This is a genomic window from Novosphingobium sp. NFX11 (assembly GCF_057376415.1).
The window spans coordinates 654,832-673,960 of sequence record NZ_CP080384.1; the positions used below are offsets into that span (position 1 = coordinate 654,832).

Below are 19,129 nucleotides of genomic sequence, written 5' to 3' on the forward strand. Positions count from 1 at the left end.
TCATGAAGCATGAGAGCAACCTCACCATCAAGGGGCAGGTCACGGTGCCCAAGGACATCCGCGATGCCCTTGGGTTGCTGCCGGGTCGCCCGGTGCGCTTCGAGATGGATGCGGACGGCAATGCTCGCATCCTTAAAGCGAATGATGCTGCTGAAATCGAGCGGCGCCGGGCAGATTTCAGGGAGCGATTGAAGAAGGCACAGGCCATCTTCAAGGCGAACGATACCATGCCCGGTGTTTCCGTGGACGAATACATGGCGATGATCCGTGAACCGATCCAGCCGTTCGAAATGGACCCGAACTTCAAGTTGAACCCGGATTCGTGATCCTCGTAGACAGCAATATTCTGATCGATGCGATCGAGCCGCATTCGCCGTTTCACGATTGGTCGTCCGGCCAGTTGATGGACGCGGTGGAAGAAGGCGCATTCATCAATCCGATCGTGGTGGGGGAGATCGCACCTCGCTTTTCCGCTTTCCCCGATCTGGTCGAAGTGCTCGATGGTTTTGCTCTGCCGGTGAAGGACATCAGCCTGCAGGTGTCGTGGGCGGCCGGACGCGCGCATCTGGCTTGGATCCGCAATGGTGGACGCCGTGGCTCGCTTCTGCCCGATCTCCTGATCGGGGCGCATGCCATCGTCGAGCAGGCCAGCATTCTGACGCGCGATCCGCGTCGATTTCGCACTTATTTTCCCGAATTGAACCTCATTCTGCCGGAACAGACCGATGACTGAATCAACCTATCGCATCCAGGGCGCCACCGGGGACTGGGAGGTCGTGATCGGCCTTGAAGTCCATGCGCAGGTCACGTCCAATTCCAAGCTGTTCTCCGGCTCGGCGACGGCGTTCGGCGCGGAGCCGAACACGCAGGTTTCGTTGATCGATGCCGCGATGCCGGGCATGCTGCCCGTGCCGAACCGCGAGTGCATCCGTCAGGCTGTGCGCACCGGCATGGCGATCGACGCGCAGATCAACAAGTGGTCGCGCTTCGATCGCAAGAACTACTTCTACGCCGATCTTCCGCAGGGCTACCAGATCAGCCAGCTCTACCACCCGCTCGTCGGCGAAGGCTCGCTGACGATCGAGGCGGACGAGAAGGCGGGTATCCCCGAGGACAAGGTCATCGGCATCGAGCGCATCCACGTCGAGCAGGATGCGGGCAAGCTGATGCACGATCAGCACCCGACGATGTCCTATGTCGACCTCAACCGGTCAGGCGTGGCGCTGATGGAGATCGTCAGCCGACCGGACATGCGCTCGCCTGCGGAGGCCGGGGCCTATGTCGCCAAGCTGCGCACGATCCTGCGCTATGTCGGCTCGTGCGACGGCAACATGGACCAGGGCTCGATGCGCTGCGACGTCAACGTCTCGGTGCGCAAGCCCGGTGACGAGTTCGGCACCCGTACCGAGACCAAGAACGTCAACTCGGTGCGCTTCGTCATGCAGACGATCGAGCACGAGGCGAACCGCCAGGTCGATGTGATCGAGGGCGGCGGCAAGATCGTGCAGGAAACCCGCCTGTTCGATCCGAACAGCGGCACCACCCGCTCGATGCGCTCGAAGGAAGACGCGCACGACTATCGCTACTTCCCCGATCCCGACCTGCTGCCGCTGGAACTGGACGATGCGTTCCTGGAGGCGTGCCGCGCCTCGCTGCCCGAACTGCCGGACGCCAAGCGCGCGCGCTATGAAGGCGAACTGGGGCTTTCGGCCTACAACGCCGCGGTGCTGACCACCGACGTCGACACGTTCCAGTGGTTCGAGGCGCTGCTGGCCGAGACCGCTTCGGCGCAGGGCAAGGCGCCCGCCGAAGTCGCCAAGCAGGCGGCGAACTGGCTGATCTCGGAATTCTTCGGTGCGCTCAACAAGCTGGGCAAGAGCCTCGAGGATTCGCCGGTCAGCCATGCGCAGGCCGCCGAACTGCTGGCGCTGGTCGGCAAGGGCACGATCTCCGGCTCGATCGCCAAGCAGGTGCTGGAGATCATGCTGGAGACCGGCGACGGCGCGGGCGTCATCGTCGAGCGCGAGGGGCTCAAGCAGGAATCGGACACCGGCGCCATCGAGGCCAAGGTCGACGAGATCCTCGCCGCCAATGCCGACAAGGTTGCGCAGTACCGCGAGGGCAAGGTCGCGCTGTTCGGCTTCTTCGTCGGCCAGACGATGAAGGCGATGCAGGGCAAGGCCAACCCGCAGGTCGTCAACGAGATCTTGAAGGCGAAGCTCGGCTGACGCTTAACAAGCCTCACGAAAAAGCCGCCGTGCCGTTTCTTCGGTCCGGCGGCTTTTTTGTGTCCGCTGTGCAACTCTTGTTGTCCCGGGAAGGGACTGTTCGCAATAATCCGCTTGTATTCGCAATTCGCGGTGCTATCGATTGCGCGAAGACCGGGGGGTCTTTCCAACAATTTCGCGCTGGCGTGCCTAAGGGGCATCGTCCGCGCATTCGGCGAAGCGGGGCATCTGGCTCCGCGCGCTGCACGAGCTCACCTGGGGGTGAGGGGGCCCGGCATTGCGCCACAGTGGAGCGCGCGGTGTCGGGCCTTTGCAGTTTTCCGGAAGTATTCGCACCCATCTTCGTCATTGCGAGCACAGCGAAGCAATCCAAGGCCGCGTAAACTGCCCTGGATTGCTTCGCTGTGCTCGCAATGACGAGGGGAAAGTAGGGGACGAGTGTGGTCTGATAGCTCAGCCCGCGCGCCGCGTTCCCGTCAGTTCCATCGCGCCGAACATCCCGGCTTTCACCGTGCCGGTCAGCGCATCGCCCTCGACCGTCGCGGAACAGTCGAGGTCCATCGGCATCGGCACGGTCATCTTCATCGACCACGTCAGGGTCTGCCCGGCAATGCGGCCGTTGGTCACGACCATGCTGCCAAGGTCGCCGGTGATGTTCCCGGAGAAGCTGTCGCCTGCTCCGGGCTCGATGGTGAGGACGCCCTTCTGGCGGCCCAGCGGGGTATTGGTGACGCAGTCGTACGTGCCGGCAACGGTCATTCGGAAGCTCCTTCGCTCTCGTTCTCGCCCGCGACGCTGGGTGCGGGGCGGACCTCTACGGGCAAACCCAGGGCCTTGAGCTGCGGTTCCACGATCTTGCGGTCGCCGACGATCACCCAAGTCAGGTCGGCGGGCTGAAGATACTGCGCCGCCGCGCCGCCGATCCGCTTCGCGTCGATGCCGCGATAGGTCTGCGCGAGCTTCACATAGTAATCCTCGGGCCGTCCCAGCCGGTCGTTCTTGACGATGGCGGCGAGCACTTGCGCATTCGTCTCGAAGTCGTTGGGCAAGCTGCGGATCGCGCCGTCGGTGACGCGCTGGTACTCCTCGGCCGAGATCGGCTGCTTCGTCGGCAGGGCGCTCATGTCGGCGATGATGGCGCGGATCGAATCGCCCGTGCGGTCGGCCTGCACGGGTGCCATGACCTGCATCGTCACCGGCCCCGTCGCCTGGCTGATGCCCGAGCGTACGCCGTAGCTCCAGCCCTTTTCCTCGCGAATGTCGAGGTTCAGGCGCGAGAGGAAGCCGTTGCCGACGACGTCGTTCGCCAGCATCAGCGATTCCTCGTTCGGCGTGCGGCCGGTCAGCGGCAGCACCCGCCCGGCGAGGATCACCGACTGCGGCGAGTTCGGCCGGTCGATCAGCACTACGCGCGATGCGGGTGCGGGCGTCGCGGTGTCGAGCGATTTCACCGGCTTGGGTGCGGCCGGGGCCTTCCAGCCGCCGAACGCCTTTTCCAGCAGCGGCTTGAGCTGCTCCATGGTCACGTCGCCGACCACGGTGATCCGCGCGAGGTCGGGGCGCAGCCACTTGGCGTGGGCGGCGCGCAGCGCCTCGGGCGTGAGGGCGGCGAGCGCGGTATCGCTGCCGAGGCCGTCGCCGGGCTGGGCATAAGGATGGGTGCCGAAGAGTTCGCCGCTCATCGTACGCGAGGCCAGCGCGCTCGGCGTCGATTGGGCCTGCGCCAGTTCGGCCTGCGCCTGTCCGCGCGCGCGGTCGAAGTCGGCCTGCGCGAAAGCCGGATGCAGCAGCACGTCGGAGGCCAGAGCCAGCGAGGGCGCGAGATTGTCGCTCAGTGCGCTCAGCGTCAGGCTGCTGGTGTCGAGGCTGGCACCGGTGCCGATCGAGGCGCCGAGGCGCTCCTGTTCCTCGGCGATCTGGGTGGCGTTGCGGGTCTTGGTGCCTTCCTCGAGCATGCCGAGCATCAGCCCCTGCGTGCCCGGCGTGTCGAGCGCATCGGCCGCGTACCCGGCGTCGAAGTCGATCGACAGGACCAGCTTGGGCACCGTGGTCCGCCGCGCCAGCGTGACGGGGATGCCGTTCGAGAGCGTGGTGCGCTCGATCGCCGGGAAGGCGAGGGCGCTGACCGGCGCGACCGGCGGCGCGGTGCGCCTGGGCGCGGGGGCGAGCTTCGCGGCCTTGGCGGTCTTGCCTGCCGCTGCGGGCGGATTGGCGGCTTCGTCACCCCAGCCGCCCATCTTCGCGCCGTCCTCGGTGCGCGCGCCCGGCACCACGGCGATCTTGTAGACCGGGCGGCCGAGCCACCTGGCCATCGCGGTGCGCACGGCGTCGGGCGTCAGCGCGGCGATGGCCTGGAGGTCCGCCTTGTACTTGGCCGGATCGTTCGAATAGACCTGCCCTTCGGCCAGGGTCGCGCCCTTGCCGGAGAAGCCGCCGACCTGTTCAAGTCCGCCGATCTCGCTCGACAGGATGGAGGTGACGGCGCGGCGCACTTCGTCCTCGCTCGGCCCCTTGGCGACGAAATCGGCGATGACCTTGTCGAGCGCGGCTTCGGCCTTGGCGCGCTGGACGCCGGGCTTCACGTCCATCGAGGCGTCGAGGAAGCTGGCCTGCTCGAACGTCTGGGCAGAGGCGGTGACGGAGACGGCAAGCTGCTGCCCGCGCACCAGTTCGTTGTCCAGCCGCGAACTGGCAAGGCCGCCGAGGATGTGCATGCCGATGCGCAGCGCGGGGGCGTCCGCATCGTTGAGCCCGGGGCCGCTCCAGTCGCGGCTGAGGCGCAGGGTCGGCACCTGGTCGGTCAGATCGCGCGAGATCGGCGCGGGCAGGGTGACCGGCCCGGCCGCGACGGGGGCGACTTCAGGCCCCTTCGGGATCGCGCCGAACCACTTCTCGACCTTGGGTTTCGCGGTCGCCGCGTCGATGTCGCCCGAGAGGACGAGGACGACGTTGTTGGGGCCGTAATGGTCGGTGAACCACTTGCGCACGTCGGTCAGGCTGGCGGCGTCTAGGTCGGCCATCGAGCCGATCGTCGAGTGGTGATAGGGGTGGCCGACCGGGAACAGGCCCTCGGCCACCGCATATTCGGCGAGGCCGTAGGGCTGGTTGTCGCCCTGCCGCTTCTCGTTCTGGACGACGCCGCGCTGCTTGTTGAGCTTGTCCTGCGTGACGGCCGGGAGCAGCGCCCCCATGCGGTCGCTCTCCATGAACAGCGCAAGGTCGAGCGCGCCGGTCGGCACCGTCTCGATGTAGTTGGTGCGATCGTACCAGGTGGAGCCGTTGGTCGAGGTGGACCCGGCCGCTTCCAGCGGAATGTCGAAGTTGGGCACGTTGGATGAGCCGCCGAAGAACAGGTGCTCGTACAAGTGCGCGAAGCCGGTCTTGCCGCGCGGCTCGTTCTTGGAGCCGACCTTGTAGTAGAGCGTGACGCCCACGATCGGCGCCTTGCGGTCGGTGTGGACGATGGTGGTGAGGCCGTTGGCGAGGACGAACTTGTCGTAGGGGATGTCGACCTTCGCGACCAGTTCCTGCGGCGATGCGGCGGCGGGCCTAGGCGGTGCGGCCTCCGGTGCAGGCGGCGCCGTCGGCGTGCTGGCGACAGGCGTGCCGGAGGGGCGGCAGCGCAGGCGGAGAGGAGGAGGGCGGCGGCGAGAGCGCTCAGGCTCGACGTGGATACGGATCGCATGAGCGGGAGGTTAGCAGCTTGTTTCGGCGTGGCCAGCGGCAAACGTTAAACGATATGTTCGCCCATAATTTCGTCATTGCGAGCGAAGCGAAGCAATCCGGGGCAGGTCTACGCCGCCCTGGATTGCTTCGCTTCGCTCGCAATGACGAGGCGGGAAATTTACCCCCGCTTGAAGATCTGCCCCGAATCGAACAGCGAGATTCGCCATTCGCCATCGGCATCGCGGCGGCATTCCATCTTCACGTCGGCCACCGCGAGCGGGTCGCAGTACTTGTCGAAAGGCCCGTCGCCCAGCGCCGCGAAGAACACCAGCAGGTAGCCGACTTTCGCATGGTCCTCGCCCTCGAAACCGACCCGCAGCGAGGTGATGATATGCCGCATGGTCATGAGGCCCGCGCCCGCCTTCATGGTCTCGGCGCGGCCCTTGTAGAACGCCTCGACCGCCGCCAGCCCCTCGCGCCACTGGCCGCCGACGTTGTAGCGGACATCCTCGGCGAGGCAGTCGGTCTTGCGCATCTTCAGGCCGTTGTGGATGTCGAGTTCGTCGCCCCACTCGTAGATCACCTGCTTGATCGCGAGGACGTCTGCCGCCTGCTGGGGTGTGAATTTCGCCATTGAGCCTCTTCCCGTGGGGTTATCGCGCGAAGGCTAGGGCAGGGCTTCGGGCGGGGCTAGGCCGGCGGGTGCTTTACCGCCCCGGCGAAACGCCCTCTGGCAAAACGGCAACGGGCACCCATCTTTGCCTCGGCAGCCGGCTCCGGCCTGCTCCTGTTGCGCCCGATCAACGACTTCGGGCATTTCACCGACTAAGGAAAAATTCGGGCGCCCAGCCCTTGTGTTGCATATAAGCAACACCATATGAGCGGGATCAGGAGGCACATTCCACAATGAATCTCGAAAAGTTCACTGACCGCGCCAAGGGTTTCCTGCAGGCCGCGCAGACCGTCGCGATCCGCCTGAACCACCAGCGCATCGCGCCCGAGCATATCCTCAAGGCCCTGCTCGACGATCCCGAAGGCATGGCCGCCGGGCTCATCAAGCGCGCCGGTGGCAACCCGGTGTTCGCGACGCAGGAACTCGACAAGGCGCTGGCGAAAATCCCCGCCGTTTCGGGCAGCGGCGCGGCCGGTTCGCCGGGTCTGGACAACGACGCCGTGCGTGTGCTGGACGCCGCCGAGCAGGCTGCGACCAAGGCGGGCGACAGCTTCGTTACCGTCGAGCGGCTGCTGCTGGGCCTCGTGCTGGCGACGACCACGGCGGCGGGCCAGGCGCTCAAGGCGGGCAATGTCACGGCGCAGGCACTCGAAGCCGCGATCACCGAACTGCGCGGCGGCCGCACCGCCGACAGCGCGGGCGCGGAGAACGCCTACGATGCGATGAAGAAGTACGCCCGCGATCTCACGCAGGCGGCGAAGGACGGCAAGCTCGACCCGGTCATCGGCCGCGACGAGGAGATCCGCCGCACCATCCAGATCCTCGCGCGGCGCACCAAGAACAACCCCGTGCTGATCGGCGACCCCGGCGTCGGCAAGACCGCCATCGCCGAGGGGCTCGCGCTGCGCATCGCCAATGGCGACGTGCCCGACAGCCTCAAGGACCGCAGCCTGATGTCGCTCGACATGGGCTCGCTGATCGCGGGCGCCAAGTACCGCGGCGAGTTCGAGGAGCGCCTGAAGGCCGTACTCGACGAGGTGAAGGGCGCTGACGGCCAGATCATCCTGTTCATCGACGAGATGCACACGCTGATCGGCGCGGGCGCTTCCGAAGGCTCGATGGATGCGGGCAATCTGCTCAAGCCCGCGCTGGCGCGGGGCGAACTGCACTGCATCGGCGCGACCACGCTCGACGAGTACCAGAAGTACGTCGAGAAGGACGCCGCCCTGCAGCGCCGCTTCCAGCCCGTGTTCGTGGGCGAGCCGACGGTCGAGGACACGATCTCGATCCTGCGCGGGCTCAAGGAAAAGTACGAGCTGCACCACGGCGTGCGGATCACCGACGGCGCGATCGTGGCGGCGGCGACGCTGTCCAACCGCTACATCACCAACCGCTTCCTGCCCGACAAGGCGATCGACCTCATGGACGAGGCCGCCAGCCGCATCCGCATGGAAGTGGAAAGCAAGCCCGAGGAGATCGAGAAGCTCGACCGCCGCATCGTCCAGCTCAAGATCGAGGAAATGGCGCTCGGCAAGGAGAGCGATTCCGCGTCGAAGGACCGGCTTGCCGCGCTGCGCGTGGAACTCAGCAACCTCGAACAGCAGTCGAGCGAACTGACCACCCGCTGGCAGAACGAGCGCGACAAGATCGCGGCGGAAGGCAAGCTCAAGGAACAGCTCGACGCCGCGCGCATCGAACTGGAGCAGGCCCAGCGTGGCGGCGACTACGCCAAGGCGGGCGAGTTGTCCTACTCGACGATCCCCGCGCTGGAGGCGAAGCTGGTCGAGGCGCAAGTCTCCGCCGGGAACGCCCTGCTGCGCGAGGAAGTGACCGAGGACGACATCGCCGGCGTCGTCAGCCGCTGGACCGGGGTTCCGGTCGACCGCATGCTGGAAGGCGAGCGCGAGAAGCTGCTCAAGATGGAGCAGATCATCGGCGGCCGCGTGATCGGCCAGACCGATGCCGTCGCCGCCGTCTCCAAGGCGGTGCGGCGCGCGCGCGCTGGCCTGCAGGACCCGAACCGGCCGCTCGGCTCGTTCCTGTTCCTCGGCCCCACGGGCGTCGGCAAGACCGAGTTGACCAAGGCGCTGGCGGGCTTCCTGTTCGATGACGACACAGCGATGGTGCGCATCGACATGTCGGAGTTCATGGAGAAGCACGCGGTCGCCCGCCTGATCGGCGCGCCTCCGGGCTATGTCGGCTACGAGGAAGGCGGCGTGCTGACCGAGGCGGTACGGCGACGGCCCTATCAGGTCGTGCTGTTCGACGAGGTGGAGAAGGCGCATTCCGACGTCTTCAACGTGCTGCTGCAGGTGCTCGACGACGGGCGCCTGACCGACGGGCAGGGCCGTGTGGTGGACTTCACCAACACGCTCATCATCCTGACCAGCAACCTCGGCAGCCAGTACCTTGCCGGGCTTGACGAGGGCGTGGACGTCTCCACCGTGGAGCCGCAGGTGATGGAAGTGGTGCGCGGGCATTTCCGGCCCGAGTTCCTCAACCGTCTCGACGAGATCGTGCTGTTCCACCGGCTGGGCCAGGAGCACATGGCGCCGATCGTCGATATCCAGGTGGCCCGCGTGCAGAAGCTGCTCAAGGACCGCAAGATCGTGCTCGACCTGTCGGACGCGGCGAAGCGGTGGCTGGGGCGTGTCGGCTACGACCCGGTCTACGGCGCGCGGCCATTGAAGCGCGCGGTGCAGCGCTACCTGCAGGACCCGCTGGCGGAGAAACTGCTGGCGGGCGAGGTGCCCGACGGCTCGCACGTCCATATCGAGGACGGCGACGGCGCGCTGGCGATCACCGTAGAGTGATGCCCATCCTCCCCGTCGCGGTGCGGCGGGGAGGATTATGAGCGGGCAATGACCTTAAATTGGATCGTCATTGCGAGCGAAGCGAAGCAACCCAGGGCGGTCTTGAACTGCCCTGGGTTGCTTCGCTTCGCTCGCAATGACGAGGGATATTACGATCCGAAGTCATCGCGTTCCCAGTATCAGTAATACCCGAGAAGCGCGCGAAGCCCGGGGGCGTTGAAGTCGACAAGCGCCTTCTGCTGCGCGTTCAATTCGTCGGGAATCTCGGCGGCGGCATTGAGGTTCTCGCGCGCGGTGCCGCTTTGCTTGCGGTCGGCGCCGATGCGGACCCGCTCGCGCCAGTCCTCGGGCACTTTCGCGAGGCCAGCCGCGTCGAACAAGCCCATGAAGAAGGCCTCGGCACGGCGGCTGTCGAGATCCTTCACCGCCTCGACCATGTCCTCGTAACGGATCACGGTGGTATCGCGCCCCATCCAGCCGAGTGCGTTGAACATGTACATGTCCTTGAGGCCCATCGATTTCTGGTGGATGCCGGTGATCATCAGGTTGATCAGGGCATCGACGCTCAGCCCCTCGTCCTTCACCAGCACGGCATTGTCGCCGAACTGTTCGGAAACGAAGAAGCGCGCGCGGGCCAGCACCCAGGTGTAGGGATCGCGCACCAGGATGATCTTGCGCGCGGGCGCGGCTTCCACCGCCGAGGCGTCGGAGAACAGCAGGTGCCCCCAACTCAACATATTACGCGAGGCGTCGAAGGCGCCGAGGTGGTCGAACAGGTTGCCCCACTGGATGAACGTCGCCTTGTAGTGGTCGGCAACGGGCACGAACATGCGCATGACATTGCGCAGCAGATGCGTGCCGGACTTCGGCACGGAATTGAGGAACAGCGGGCGAGGGAGCGCGACCTGCTCGAAGCGAGCGTTCTCTTCGTCGAGGGTATCGGGCTTGAGGCGGATGCGGGTCATCGGATGCCTGTGCTGTGGGATCGGAAGGACAGATAAAGCACAGGGGCGGGGAGCCGTCACTCCACCGCCCCCGTCGAAAGGTTGGTCGGGGCGCGCATGCGCGCCCCGACTGGGGAAACCCTCAGTACTTGGCCTTCACGCTCGCGAAGAAGCGGCGGCCGACCATGTCGTACTGCGAGTAGAACACGCCGTTGCCCAGGATGTCGGCACCGTTGCCGCCGACCACGGAAATGCGCGGCGGCTTGGCGTTGGTGAAGTTGGTGACGCCCAGGGTGAAGGCATATTTGTCCTCGTCGAGGTTCCAGGTCACCGATGCGTTGTGCTGGAACCACGCCGGGGTCGTCAGCCTGACGCAGCGGCCGTCCGGATAGGCGGTGCTGGTGTCGCAGATCGAGCCGCCGTCATCCAGAAAGTCCGGACGGTTATCGGTGCCGCCGATCATCGTCAGGCCATAGAAGAAGCTGACGTTGCTCCAGTCGAGGATCGCCTTGAAGTCGCCGGTCCACTTGGGATCGCCCGCTTCGCCGTTCGAGCTTTCGTAGAGGCCGCTGAACAGCGCGGTGGTATCCTTGAGCTGCCAGGTGATCTCGCTCTGCAGCGTCAGCTTCACGTCGGGCGTGAACTCGTGCGTGATGCGCAGCGTGGCGTCGATGCCCCGGTTGCGCTGGCTGTTCACGTTGATGAAGCTGTCGCGCACCGTGTTCACGTTCGAACCGTTGCCCTGCGAACCCGGAACGTCGTCGTTACGGGTGAAGTACGAGCACAGCGGATCGGTCGGATAGAAGTCCGAGTTGTAGCACTGCGACAGGATGTTTCCGGCGCCGAGCTGCGCGATCTCGCCGTTGACCTCGATGTCGAAGTAATCGACTGCAAGGCTGAAACGGGTATCGGGCAGGAAGCTGAAGCGCGGGGTCAGTATGACGCTGCCGGTGAAGGCCTTCGAGGTTTCCGGCTTGAGCAGGCCGATGCCGCCGCCGGTCACGATGGTCGCGCCCGTGCCCGCACCGGTGTAGTTCGCCGCGACGCCATCGGCCGCACAGTTGTCCGCGAACTGCTGCGAAATCGCGCCGTCAGCCAGTTTCGTGCCCCACTGGATGCAGGGGTCAATCTGGCGCTGGCTGAGGAACGAGGTCTGGTCGGCCAGGAACTGCTCGAACAGCGCCGGCGCGCGGAACGAAGTGCCGTAGGTGCTGCGCAGGCGCAGCCAGTCGTTGACCTGCCAGTTGAGGCCCAGTTTGTAGGTCCAGTTGCCGTTGTCGCTGTCGGAGAAGCCATCCGAAGACCGGATCGCCTTGACGTTGGTGACGCGCGCCGCGCCCGAGAATTCCAGGTTCTTGAAGAACGGAATGTCGGCGAGGATCGGGATGCGAACTTCGCCGAAGGCTTCGGTCGTCTGGGTCTTGCCGGCGGTGATACCCGCGCCGGTGCTGCCCCAGGCATTGTCGGCCAGCGTGATCGCGCCGGGCGTGTCGTTGATGCGGTCCTCGCGGTACGTCGCGCCGATCGCGATGCCGACCGGCCCGGCGGGCAGGGTAAGCAGTTCGGGGTTGGTGACGATCGCCTCGACGTACTTCTGCGTATAGGTGGTCTTGCCTTCCTCCCAGTCGGACAGGAAGTTGACTTCCTCGGGCGTCAATTCGCCGGCGAGGAAGTAAGGATCGTACCAGCGCACGTCCACGCATTGCTTGCCGCCGATCGGGGTGACCGGGTTGCCCATGTCGGCGCAAGTCGCATCGCGGCTGTCGCCGTAGGGATAGGCCATCGAGTCGGCGAGAATCTGCTGCGAACGGTAGATGCCCTTCGACTTCGAGTACTGGCCGTAGACGTCGTAGCTGAAGCCCTTGCCGATGTCTCCGCGCACGCCGAACAGGCCGCGGTAGTAGTCCACCCGCTGCGAGTTGTCGGAAAGGTTGGTGTAGCCGGTCGGGCTGAACAGTGCGGCGCCGCCCCAGCCTTGCGCCAGCGGGTTGCCCGCGAAGCCGCCTTCGTTGCCATCGGCATCGACATAGTCGAAGTATTCGCCGTAACCGAACTGCCAGATCTGGCGCGAGCCGTTCTGGTAGGTCTTGCGGCGGTTGAACAGGAACTCGCCGTAGACTTCGACCGCGTCGCTGACCTTGAAGGCACCGTCGGCATAGAGCGTGTAGCGCTCTGTCTGCGGGATGACGGTGTCCTGGTTGACGTAGGGGTGGTAGCTGTTCTGGACCGCGATCGATGCGGGATCGTAGCCGACGGGATACCAGCCCTCGGGGACGGCGATCTGGCCGGCGGTGGTGCGCGGTCCGATGCCGGGGATGTAGCGGCCCAGGTTGCTGCCCGGGTAATTGTACTGGAACAGCGTCACGTCGCCGACGCCCTGGCTTCCGGGGATGTTGGAGCCGTTGGGCGAGTAGTAGTAGCTGTAGTCGTAAGTCCAGACCTGGCCCCAGGGCAGGCCGCCGCAGCGATACTCGCCGGTGCGCGGATCGACGAGGTCGGCGCGGGTCTTATGGCTCTCGTCGGTGAAGACGTAGTCTTCCTCGCATTGCAGGTACTTGCGCTGTCCGCGCGCAAGTTCCTTGCGCTTGTAGTAGTCACCCGCGAGCAGGATGTGGCCGCGATCCCACGATTTGCCCCAGGTGAGCGAGCCGTTGTATTCCTCGCCGCCGCTGCGGGTGGGGACCGAGGTGAAGCCGTTGGCCTCGATGCCGTTGGTGTCGGTCTTGGTGATCAGGTTGACCACGCCCGCGACGGCGTCCGACCCGTAGATCGACGAGGCGCCGTCCTTCAGGATGTCGACGCGCTCCATGATCGAGGAGGGCAGCACGTTGAGGTCGAACGATGACACGCCGCCGCGCGTACCGGCGGGACCGGCACGGCGACCGTTGAGCAGGACCAGCGTGCGCTCGGCACCCAGGCCGCGCAGCGAGATCGTCTGGGCGCCGGAACCGCCGTTGGTCACGAAGTTCGACGAGATCGCCGAGGTGATCTGAGAGGAACCGCTGGCGATCGGCGAGCCCTGGATCATCGCGGCCGTATCGATGAGGCCCATCTTCTTCGACAGTTCGGGATCGACGATGGAGATCGGTGAAGGGCTACGGAACACATCGCCGCCCTTGATGCGCGAACCGGTGACCATGATGGTCCCTTCGTCGGCTGGCGGCGGGGTGTTGGGCGCCCTGAGATCCGGCGAGACCGGCGCGGTCTGCTCGGGCGCGGGGTCGCTGTCCTGTGCGAAGGCCGTGAACGGGGTGAGAAGTGCAATGGCTGGAAGGAACGCGGCACTGCGAAGCAGTCCGCCCTTGGTCCTGATCATGGTGTGTCCCCTGTATGCGTCTGCGGGCTCTGCCTGCCCGCGACCCGGCCGGAAATCCGGGTCATGGCCCCATCCTGCCCGGGCCGTTCGCGACTGCAACAAGGAACTGAAATGTTAGTGAAATAAATGCGTAATGGGTTGTAACATTACAACAGTTAGCGACCTTTAGTTGTCGATGGACGCATCATGTGTGTGCAAGTGTACATATCTTGTTTGGTGTGACGATGCGTGGTGCAAAAGAAAGGGGCGGTCTCTTGCGAGACCGCCCCCATCCTTTGGTTGTAACGACTTGGCTTAGAAGTCGACCTTCGCGCCGACGCGGAGGTAACGGCCCATGAACAGGCGGTCCGACCATGCCGGGTTGAACTGGTACAGACCATAAGCCGCGTTCGGGTCGTACTTCGGCTTGGTGTCCAGGATGTTCAGGACGTCGAAGTACAGCTTGAACTTGTCGGCAACCTTGACTTCGCCGTGACCGTCGAAGTTCAGGATACCCTTCGAGTGGCACTGGACCGGATCGCCGTTGTCGTAGGTGACCAGCTGGCCGTTCTCGGCACTGGCGGCGCAATCCTTGTACACGCCGCCGGCATCGGCCGAGGTGCTGGAGTAGCCGCTGGTGTAGCTGGTGGTCAGGGTGAAGCTGGCCTTGTCGTTGAAGTCCAGCGTGTTCTGCCAGGTCAGACGGAAGCGCGGGGCACCCGAGCACGAGGTCAGGTTACAGCCGCCGAGCGAACCGTCGTAGCGCCACACCGAGCCGTCCTCGTTTTCCTGCTCCAGACGGATCAGGTACGAAGCGGTCGCCTTGGTGTGCAGCGACACGGTGTTGGTCAGGCCGAACTGGGCATCGGCCGAGAAGTCGATGCCGCTACCCTTCATCGAGTTGGCGTTCTTGAACGAGCTGATGATCTGGCCAAGCAGCGGCAGCGCGTTCGGGTTCTCCGGATCGGCCACGCCCGGGGTGACGGTCACGCCCGGAATGTTCACGACACCGTTGTTGGTGTAGTACTGCGTGTAGAGGTCTTCCGAGGCGCTTGCCGACGTGATGACGTTCCTGATCTTCGTGTGCCAGTAGTCAAGCGTCAGCGTGATGTTGCGCTTGGGCTGCAGCACGACGCCGAAGGTGTACGAGGTCGACTTTTCAGGCTTCAGTTCGGAGTTGCCCGACGACGTGATGCCCGGCGAGTACGTGCCCGCGTAATAGTTCGGGTTGCTGGCATGCGCTGCGCAGAACGCCGTGTAGATCGGGCTGTCGCAGTTGATCTGGGCGCTTGTGTAGCCGGTTGCCGGCAGCTGGAACGATTCGTTCAGGTTGGGTGCGCGGAAGCCCTTCGAGAAGGTACCACGAACCTTGATTTCCTCGATCGGCTTGAACTCGGCCTCGAACTTAGGCGAGAAGTTCTTCTGGCCGGTCGAGTAGTGGTCGTACGACCCGTCCGCCTTGAAGCGCAGCTGGTCGAGGACTGGGATCGAGATTTCGTAGGATGCCGACCAGATGTCGCGGTTGCCCTTCACGCCCACGGCGTTGATGCCGTAGTAGCGCTCGGTCGGATTGTCGTTGTTCGGCGCGTTCGAGCTCGGGTTGTTGATCGACTCGTAGCGATACTGGCCGGCAACGGCGATGTTCACGAAGCCGCCCGGCAGCTCGAACACGTCCTTGTTGAGCGTCGCGATGACTTGGGCCAGCTTCGAGGTCGCCCGCTTGTTCTGGTCGGGGAAGACGAGCTGATCAGCTTCAGCCGAGTTGGCCGAGGGATCGACGAAGTTGTAGGTGCCCTGGGCGATGGCGTCCATCAGGCCCTGGAGATAGATGTAGCCGGTGTTCTTGACGTCCAGCGTGACCTTCGAGGCGGTCGCACCGAGCGAGAAGTTCCAGCCGTCGCCAACGGTGCCGTTGACGCCGCCTGACAGACGGTAGGTCTTGGCGTCGGTGAAGGTTTCACGCGGCTTGTCGGGCAGGCCGATGAGACGGGCAAGCTGGCCGTTGGCCGCATAGGGGTTGTTCGGGTTGAGCGTGCCGTTCGAGGCATCGCAGCCCGATGCCGTCAGCACACCGCCGGTGATCGACGAAGTGCCGTTCGAGCAAACGTAGGTCGGCAGGTAGATCTGGCTGACGGTAACCTGCTCACCACCGGCCGCGGTCTGGCCGACCCAGCCCGCATTGCTGGTCGAGTTGGCCGTCTTCACGTTGTAATAGTTGAACATCGCGAAGGCTTCGACGTTGTCGCCAAGCTTCACCGTACCGCGCAGCGTTCCGCCCTTGCGGGTCATTTCCGCATTGTACATGCGGTAGTCGTTCACGAGGTCCTGCTGGCAGACTACCGAAGGCGCACCGGCGGTCACCGCCTGCTGTTCGGGGGTCAGCGTGACCGAGTTCAGGCGGCCGCAACCTGCTGCGGGGTTGAGCAGTTCGTAACCTCCCTGAGCGACCAGACCGGTGCTGTAGGGGCGGACGAAGTTTACGACGGTCGACTGGAAGCCGTTGTAGCTGCCGTCGGCCTGGATGCCGTTGCGGATGCCGTTGGTGAGGCAGCCCTGTTCAGCGGTGCCGCAGATGCCGCTCTGGTCGGCAGTGCTCCACGGGCCGCTGCGGTCGCGCAGGTACAGCGAGTCGTTGTGCTGGTACTCGGCGGTGGCGTAGATGTTGAAGCCCTGGTCTTCCAGGTCGCCGTAGCCGTAGGTCGCGTTGATGCGCTGCTCGCCGCCGTCACCGCGCTGCGAGATGCCCATCGAACCGTCGAGGTGCAGGCCGGTGATCTGGCGCTTGGTGATCACGTTGACCACGCCGGCGATGGCGTCCGAGCCGTAAGTGGCCGAAGCGCCGTCAAGCAGGGTGTCGATGCGATCGACGACGGTGCCCGAGATGCTGTTGACGTCGACGATGTTGCGCTGGGTGTCGTCCGCCAGCGGGTAATACGCGGTGCGCATGCCGTCGAACAGCGTCAGGGTGTAGGCGTTGTTGAAGCCGCGCAGCGACGGTGCGGTCGCACCGGTGGTGAAGCCGAAGGCCGACCAGCTCGCGGGAATGGTGCCGGCGTTGTTTGCGGTCAGGGTCTGCAGTGCGTCGGCAACGGTGGTGATGCCGCGCTTGGTCAGGTCGTCCGAGGTCACCGAAACGACCGGCGAAGCGGTGGCCGCTGCCGGGTTGCGGGTGATCGAGCCGGTGACGATGATAACGTTATCGTCGCCGTTGTCGGCCGCCTGGGGTGCTGCGTCCTGCGCGTGCGCGGTGCCGCACAGCAGTGCGAAAGCCGTGAGGCTCGTCGCGCCGCGCAGTGCGGCCTTCTGAATTGTGGTTTTCACTTTTGTGTCCCTTGTTGCTTCGTTCAGCAGGCGAATGCGTGACCAAGTTCGCCTGATGACCCGTTGCCGGCTTTCGGATGCGCGCACGCATCGTGATGCCATGTGAAATGTTGTTGCGCCGTAGGGTTCTCCTTTCAACGGAATTTGCCGCCATGGGGAAAATGGGTTGGCGATTGTGGCAATGACGCAACAGGCATTCGCGACGAACCGTTGCCAGTGTGCAACCGCACAAGGATTCCAGCCGATTAAGCGGAACAATAGACCTGTTGCATATGCGCATTGTCCACATGATTTCTTGCGCGGGGCATCGCCGTGGTGAAATCCTGTTGCGTTGTTGTAAATCCCTTCCGCGCAGTGGATTGACCGGCCGCCGCGACGCATTTAACCGATTGATTAAATAAGCTCGCACAAAACGTGTTGTTCGCTTCGTCTGATCGATCGCGAACGCGACAGAGAAAGGAAATCGGCATGGAACTCGGCAGTTCTGTCGCAGCAGTAGTCACGGGAGCGGCTTCTGGGCTTGGTGCGGCTACGGCGCGGGCGCTCGCAGGAAGAGGCGTGAAAGTCGCGATCTTCGATCTCAATGCCGATGCCGGTGAGGCGCTGGCCGCGGAAATCGGCGGGGTGTTCTGCGCCGTGAACGTTACGGATGAGGAAAGCGTAATCGCCGGATTCGCGAAGGCGCGCGCGGCGCATGGGCAGGAACGGGTACTGGTCAACTGTGCGGGCATCGCGCCGGCCGCAAAGACGGTCGGCAAGAATCGCGAGACGGGCGAGCCGAGGGCGCACGACATGGCGCTGTTCGAGAAGGCGATCGCGATCAACCTCGTCGGCACTTTCCGCTGCATCAGCAAGTCGGCAGCGGGCATGGCGACGTTGGAGCCGATCGATGCGGCCGGCTCGCGCGGGGCGATCGTCAACACCGCCAGCGTCGCGGCGCAGGACGGGCAGATCGGGCAGGCCGCCTATGCTGCATCCAAGGGCGGCGTGCTGGCGATGACGCTGCCGGTGGCACGTGATCTCATGAGCGAGGGGATTCGCGTCAACACGATCCTGCCCGGCATCTTCGAGACGCCGATGATGGCGGGAATGCCGCAAGGCGTGCAGGATGCGCTGGCGGCGATGGTGCCGTTCCCCAAGCGCCTCGGCAAAGCGGAGGAGTATGCGAAGCTGGCGCTGTTTATGTTGGAGCACGACTATCTCAACGGCGAGATCGATCCGTCTCGACGGCGCCATCCGCATGGGACCTAAGTAAACGCCGATGAAGGACCGTCCGGTCTCCGCTCTAGACGTAGCGCCTCCCGGTGCGCGTGCGATGCTGCTCGATACGGCGAGCGCTATCATGCGCGACGGCGATGTGATCGACATCTCGCTTTCCGAACTGAGCCTTCGCTCCGGGCTGAACTCGGCGCTGGTGAAGTACTACTTCGGCAACAAGGCGGGGCTGCTCAAGGCGCTGCTCGACCGTGACTGGGAGGCAATCGTCGTCAGCGTCGATGCGCTCGTCGCCAAGGACGGGTGGGAGCCGGAGGCCAAGCTGCGGCGGCACTTGTGGAAGGTGGTCGATACTTTCTACGAAGTGCCTTACCTCAACCGCCTGACCATGCGCATGGTGCGCGAGAGCGACGATACCGAGGCGCGGCGCATCGCCGACTGCTACCTCTCGCCGATCTACCGCGCTTACGAGCAGTTGATCGGCGACGGGGTGCGGGCAGGGGTGTTCCGCGAGATCGACCCGCAGTTGTTCTACTTCACGGTGACGGGGGCGGTGGACCGCTTCTTCTCGGCGCGGCTGGTGCTCAAGCATTGCTTCGATCAGGACAGCCTGACCGAGGAACTGCGCGACCGTTACCGCGAGCATACCATCGACATCATCATGGCAGGCATTCTCGCGCACTGATGGCCCGCAAGAAGAAGCGTTACCTCACCGCGACGATGGCGGACGGCTACGTCAAGACCATCGGGCCGACGGCGGATACGTTCACGCATTACTGGCGCGTGGTGGCGGAACTGCAGAACGGCAAGACCGAGGTGTTCTGGGGGCATGCGCGTTCGCTGGCGGAGGCGAAGAAGAAGCGCCTGCCGCTGGACGAGGCAGCCAGAATGCGCGGCTGGAAGGGGTTCGCCTTCGAGATCGCCGAGCTTGTCGAGACGGATAGCGAGTCAGGTCACGAGGACTGACGAGACGC

Annotated in this window: 12 protein-coding genes and 1 pseudogene; 7 read left to right on the forward strand and 6 right to left on the reverse strand. The window is 64.8% G+C overall.

The window, feature by feature from the left end; genetic code table 11:
* Nucleotides 1–2: 2 nt before the first annotated feature.
* The 3 genes from KZO24_RS03480 to gatB are packed head-to-tail and all read left to right on the forward strand — an operon-like array spanning nt 3 to nt 2,228.
* A complete protein-coding gene (locus tag KZO24_RS03480) occupies nt 3–326 on the forward strand; it encodes an AbrB/MazE/SpoVT family DNA-binding domain-containing protein (RefSeq protein ID WP_271184731.1) in 324 nt (107 codons plus the stop codon).
* Nucleotides 323–733: a type II toxin-antitoxin system VapC family toxin gene (locus KZO24_RS03485; protein ID WP_271184732.1), complete on the forward strand. Its 411-nt coding sequence runs from the start codon at nt 323–325 to the stop codon at nt 731–733. Before KZO24_RS03480 ends, KZO24_RS03485 begins: the two co-directional genes overlap by 4 nt.
* Nucleotides 726–2,228 carry an Asp-tRNA(Asn)/Glu-tRNA(Gln) amidotransferase subunit GatB gene (gene gatB / locus KZO24_RS03490; RefSeq protein ID WP_271184733.1) on the forward strand — a complete coding sequence of 501 codons (1,503 nt, stop codon included), beginning with the start codon at nt 726–728 and terminating at the stop codon, nt 2,226–2,228. The genes KZO24_RS03485 and gatB overlap by 8 nt, the downstream gene beginning before the upstream one ends.
* A gap of 453 nt (nt 2,229–2,681) precedes the next feature.
* Here gatB and KZO24_RS03495 read toward each other — a convergent pair whose 3' ends face one another.
* The 3 genes from KZO24_RS03495 to KZO24_RS03505 form a co-directional block, all read right to left on the reverse strand.
* Nucleotides 2,682–2,987, reverse strand: coding sequence for a hypothetical protein (locus KZO24_RS03495; protein ID WP_271184734.1), 306 nt, complete (start codon nt 2,985–2,987; stop codon nt 2,682–2,684).
* Nucleotides 2,984–5,662 (reverse strand): M16 family metallopeptidase, encoded by a 2,679-nt coding sequence (locus KZO24_RS03500; RefSeq protein ID WP_486486880.1) that lies wholly within the window; start codon nt 5,660–5,662, stop codon nt 2,984–2,986. Before KZO24_RS03500 ends, KZO24_RS03495 begins: the two co-directional genes overlap by 4 nt.
* Before the next feature lie 410 nt (nt 5,663–6,072).
* On the reverse strand, nt 6,073–6,528 hold the full coding sequence (locus KZO24_RS03505; RefSeq protein ID WP_271184736.1) for a nuclear transport factor 2 family protein: 456 nt from the start codon (nt 6,526–6,528) through the stop codon (nt 6,073–6,075).
* A 272-nt stretch (nt 6,529–6,800) separates the two neighbouring features.
* Between KZO24_RS03505 and clpB the strand changes: the two genes are divergently transcribed.
* Nucleotides 6,801–9,380 (forward strand): ATP-dependent chaperone ClpB, encoded by a 2,580-nt coding sequence (gene clpB, locus KZO24_RS03510; RefSeq protein ID WP_271184737.1) that lies wholly within the window; start codon nt 6,801–6,803, stop codon nt 9,378–9,380.
* Between the two features lie 179 nt (nt 9,381–9,559).
* Here clpB and KZO24_RS03515 read toward each other — a convergent pair whose 3' ends face one another.
* The 3 genes from KZO24_RS03515 to KZO24_RS03525 all read right to left on the reverse strand — a co-directional run bounded on the left by KZO24_RS03515 (nt 9,560) and on the right by KZO24_RS03525 (nt 16,940).
* Nucleotides 9,560–10,345, reverse strand: coding sequence for a hypothetical protein (locus KZO24_RS03515; RefSeq protein ID WP_271184738.1), 786 nt, complete (start codon nt 10,343–10,345; stop codon nt 9,560–9,562).
* 121 nt (nt 10,346–10,466) lie between these two features.
* Complete coding sequence (locus tag KZO24_RS03520) at nt 10,467–13,640, reverse strand: TonB-dependent receptor domain-containing protein (RefSeq protein WP_271184739.1); 3,174 nt, start codon at nt 13,638–13,640, stop codon at nt 10,467–10,469.
* Nucleotides 13,641–13,934: 294 nt separating this feature from the next.
* Entirely contained in the window at nt 13,935–16,940 is a 3,006-nt protein-coding gene (locus tag KZO24_RS03525; RefSeq protein WP_486486881.1) for a TonB-dependent receptor plug domain-containing protein, read from the reverse strand.
* 468 nt (nt 16,941–17,408) lie between these two features.
* Here KZO24_RS03525 and KZO24_RS03530 point away from each other — a divergent pair.
* The 3 genes and pseudogenes from KZO24_RS03530 to KZO24_RS03540 all read left to right on the forward strand — a co-directional run bounded on the left by KZO24_RS03530 (nt 17,409) and on the right by KZO24_RS03540 (nt 19,121).
* Nucleotides 17,409–18,195 (forward strand): annotated as a pseudogene (locus KZO24_RS03530) (SDR family oxidoreductase).
* Between the two features lie 6 nt (nt 18,196–18,201).
* The gene (locus tag KZO24_RS03535; RefSeq protein ID WP_271184742.1) at nt 18,202–18,840 is read left to right on the forward strand and encodes a TetR family transcriptional regulator; all 639 of its coding nucleotides are present in this window, start codon (nt 18,202–18,204) and stop codon (nt 18,838–18,840) included.
* Nucleotides 18,840–19,121, forward strand: a complete 282-nt coding sequence (locus KZO24_RS03540; RefSeq protein WP_271184743.1) for a hypothetical protein — start codon at nt 18,840–18,842, stop codon at nt 19,119–19,121. The genes KZO24_RS03535 and KZO24_RS03540 overlap by 1 nt, the downstream gene beginning before the upstream one ends.
* Nucleotides 19,122–19,129: the final 8 nt, after the last annotated feature.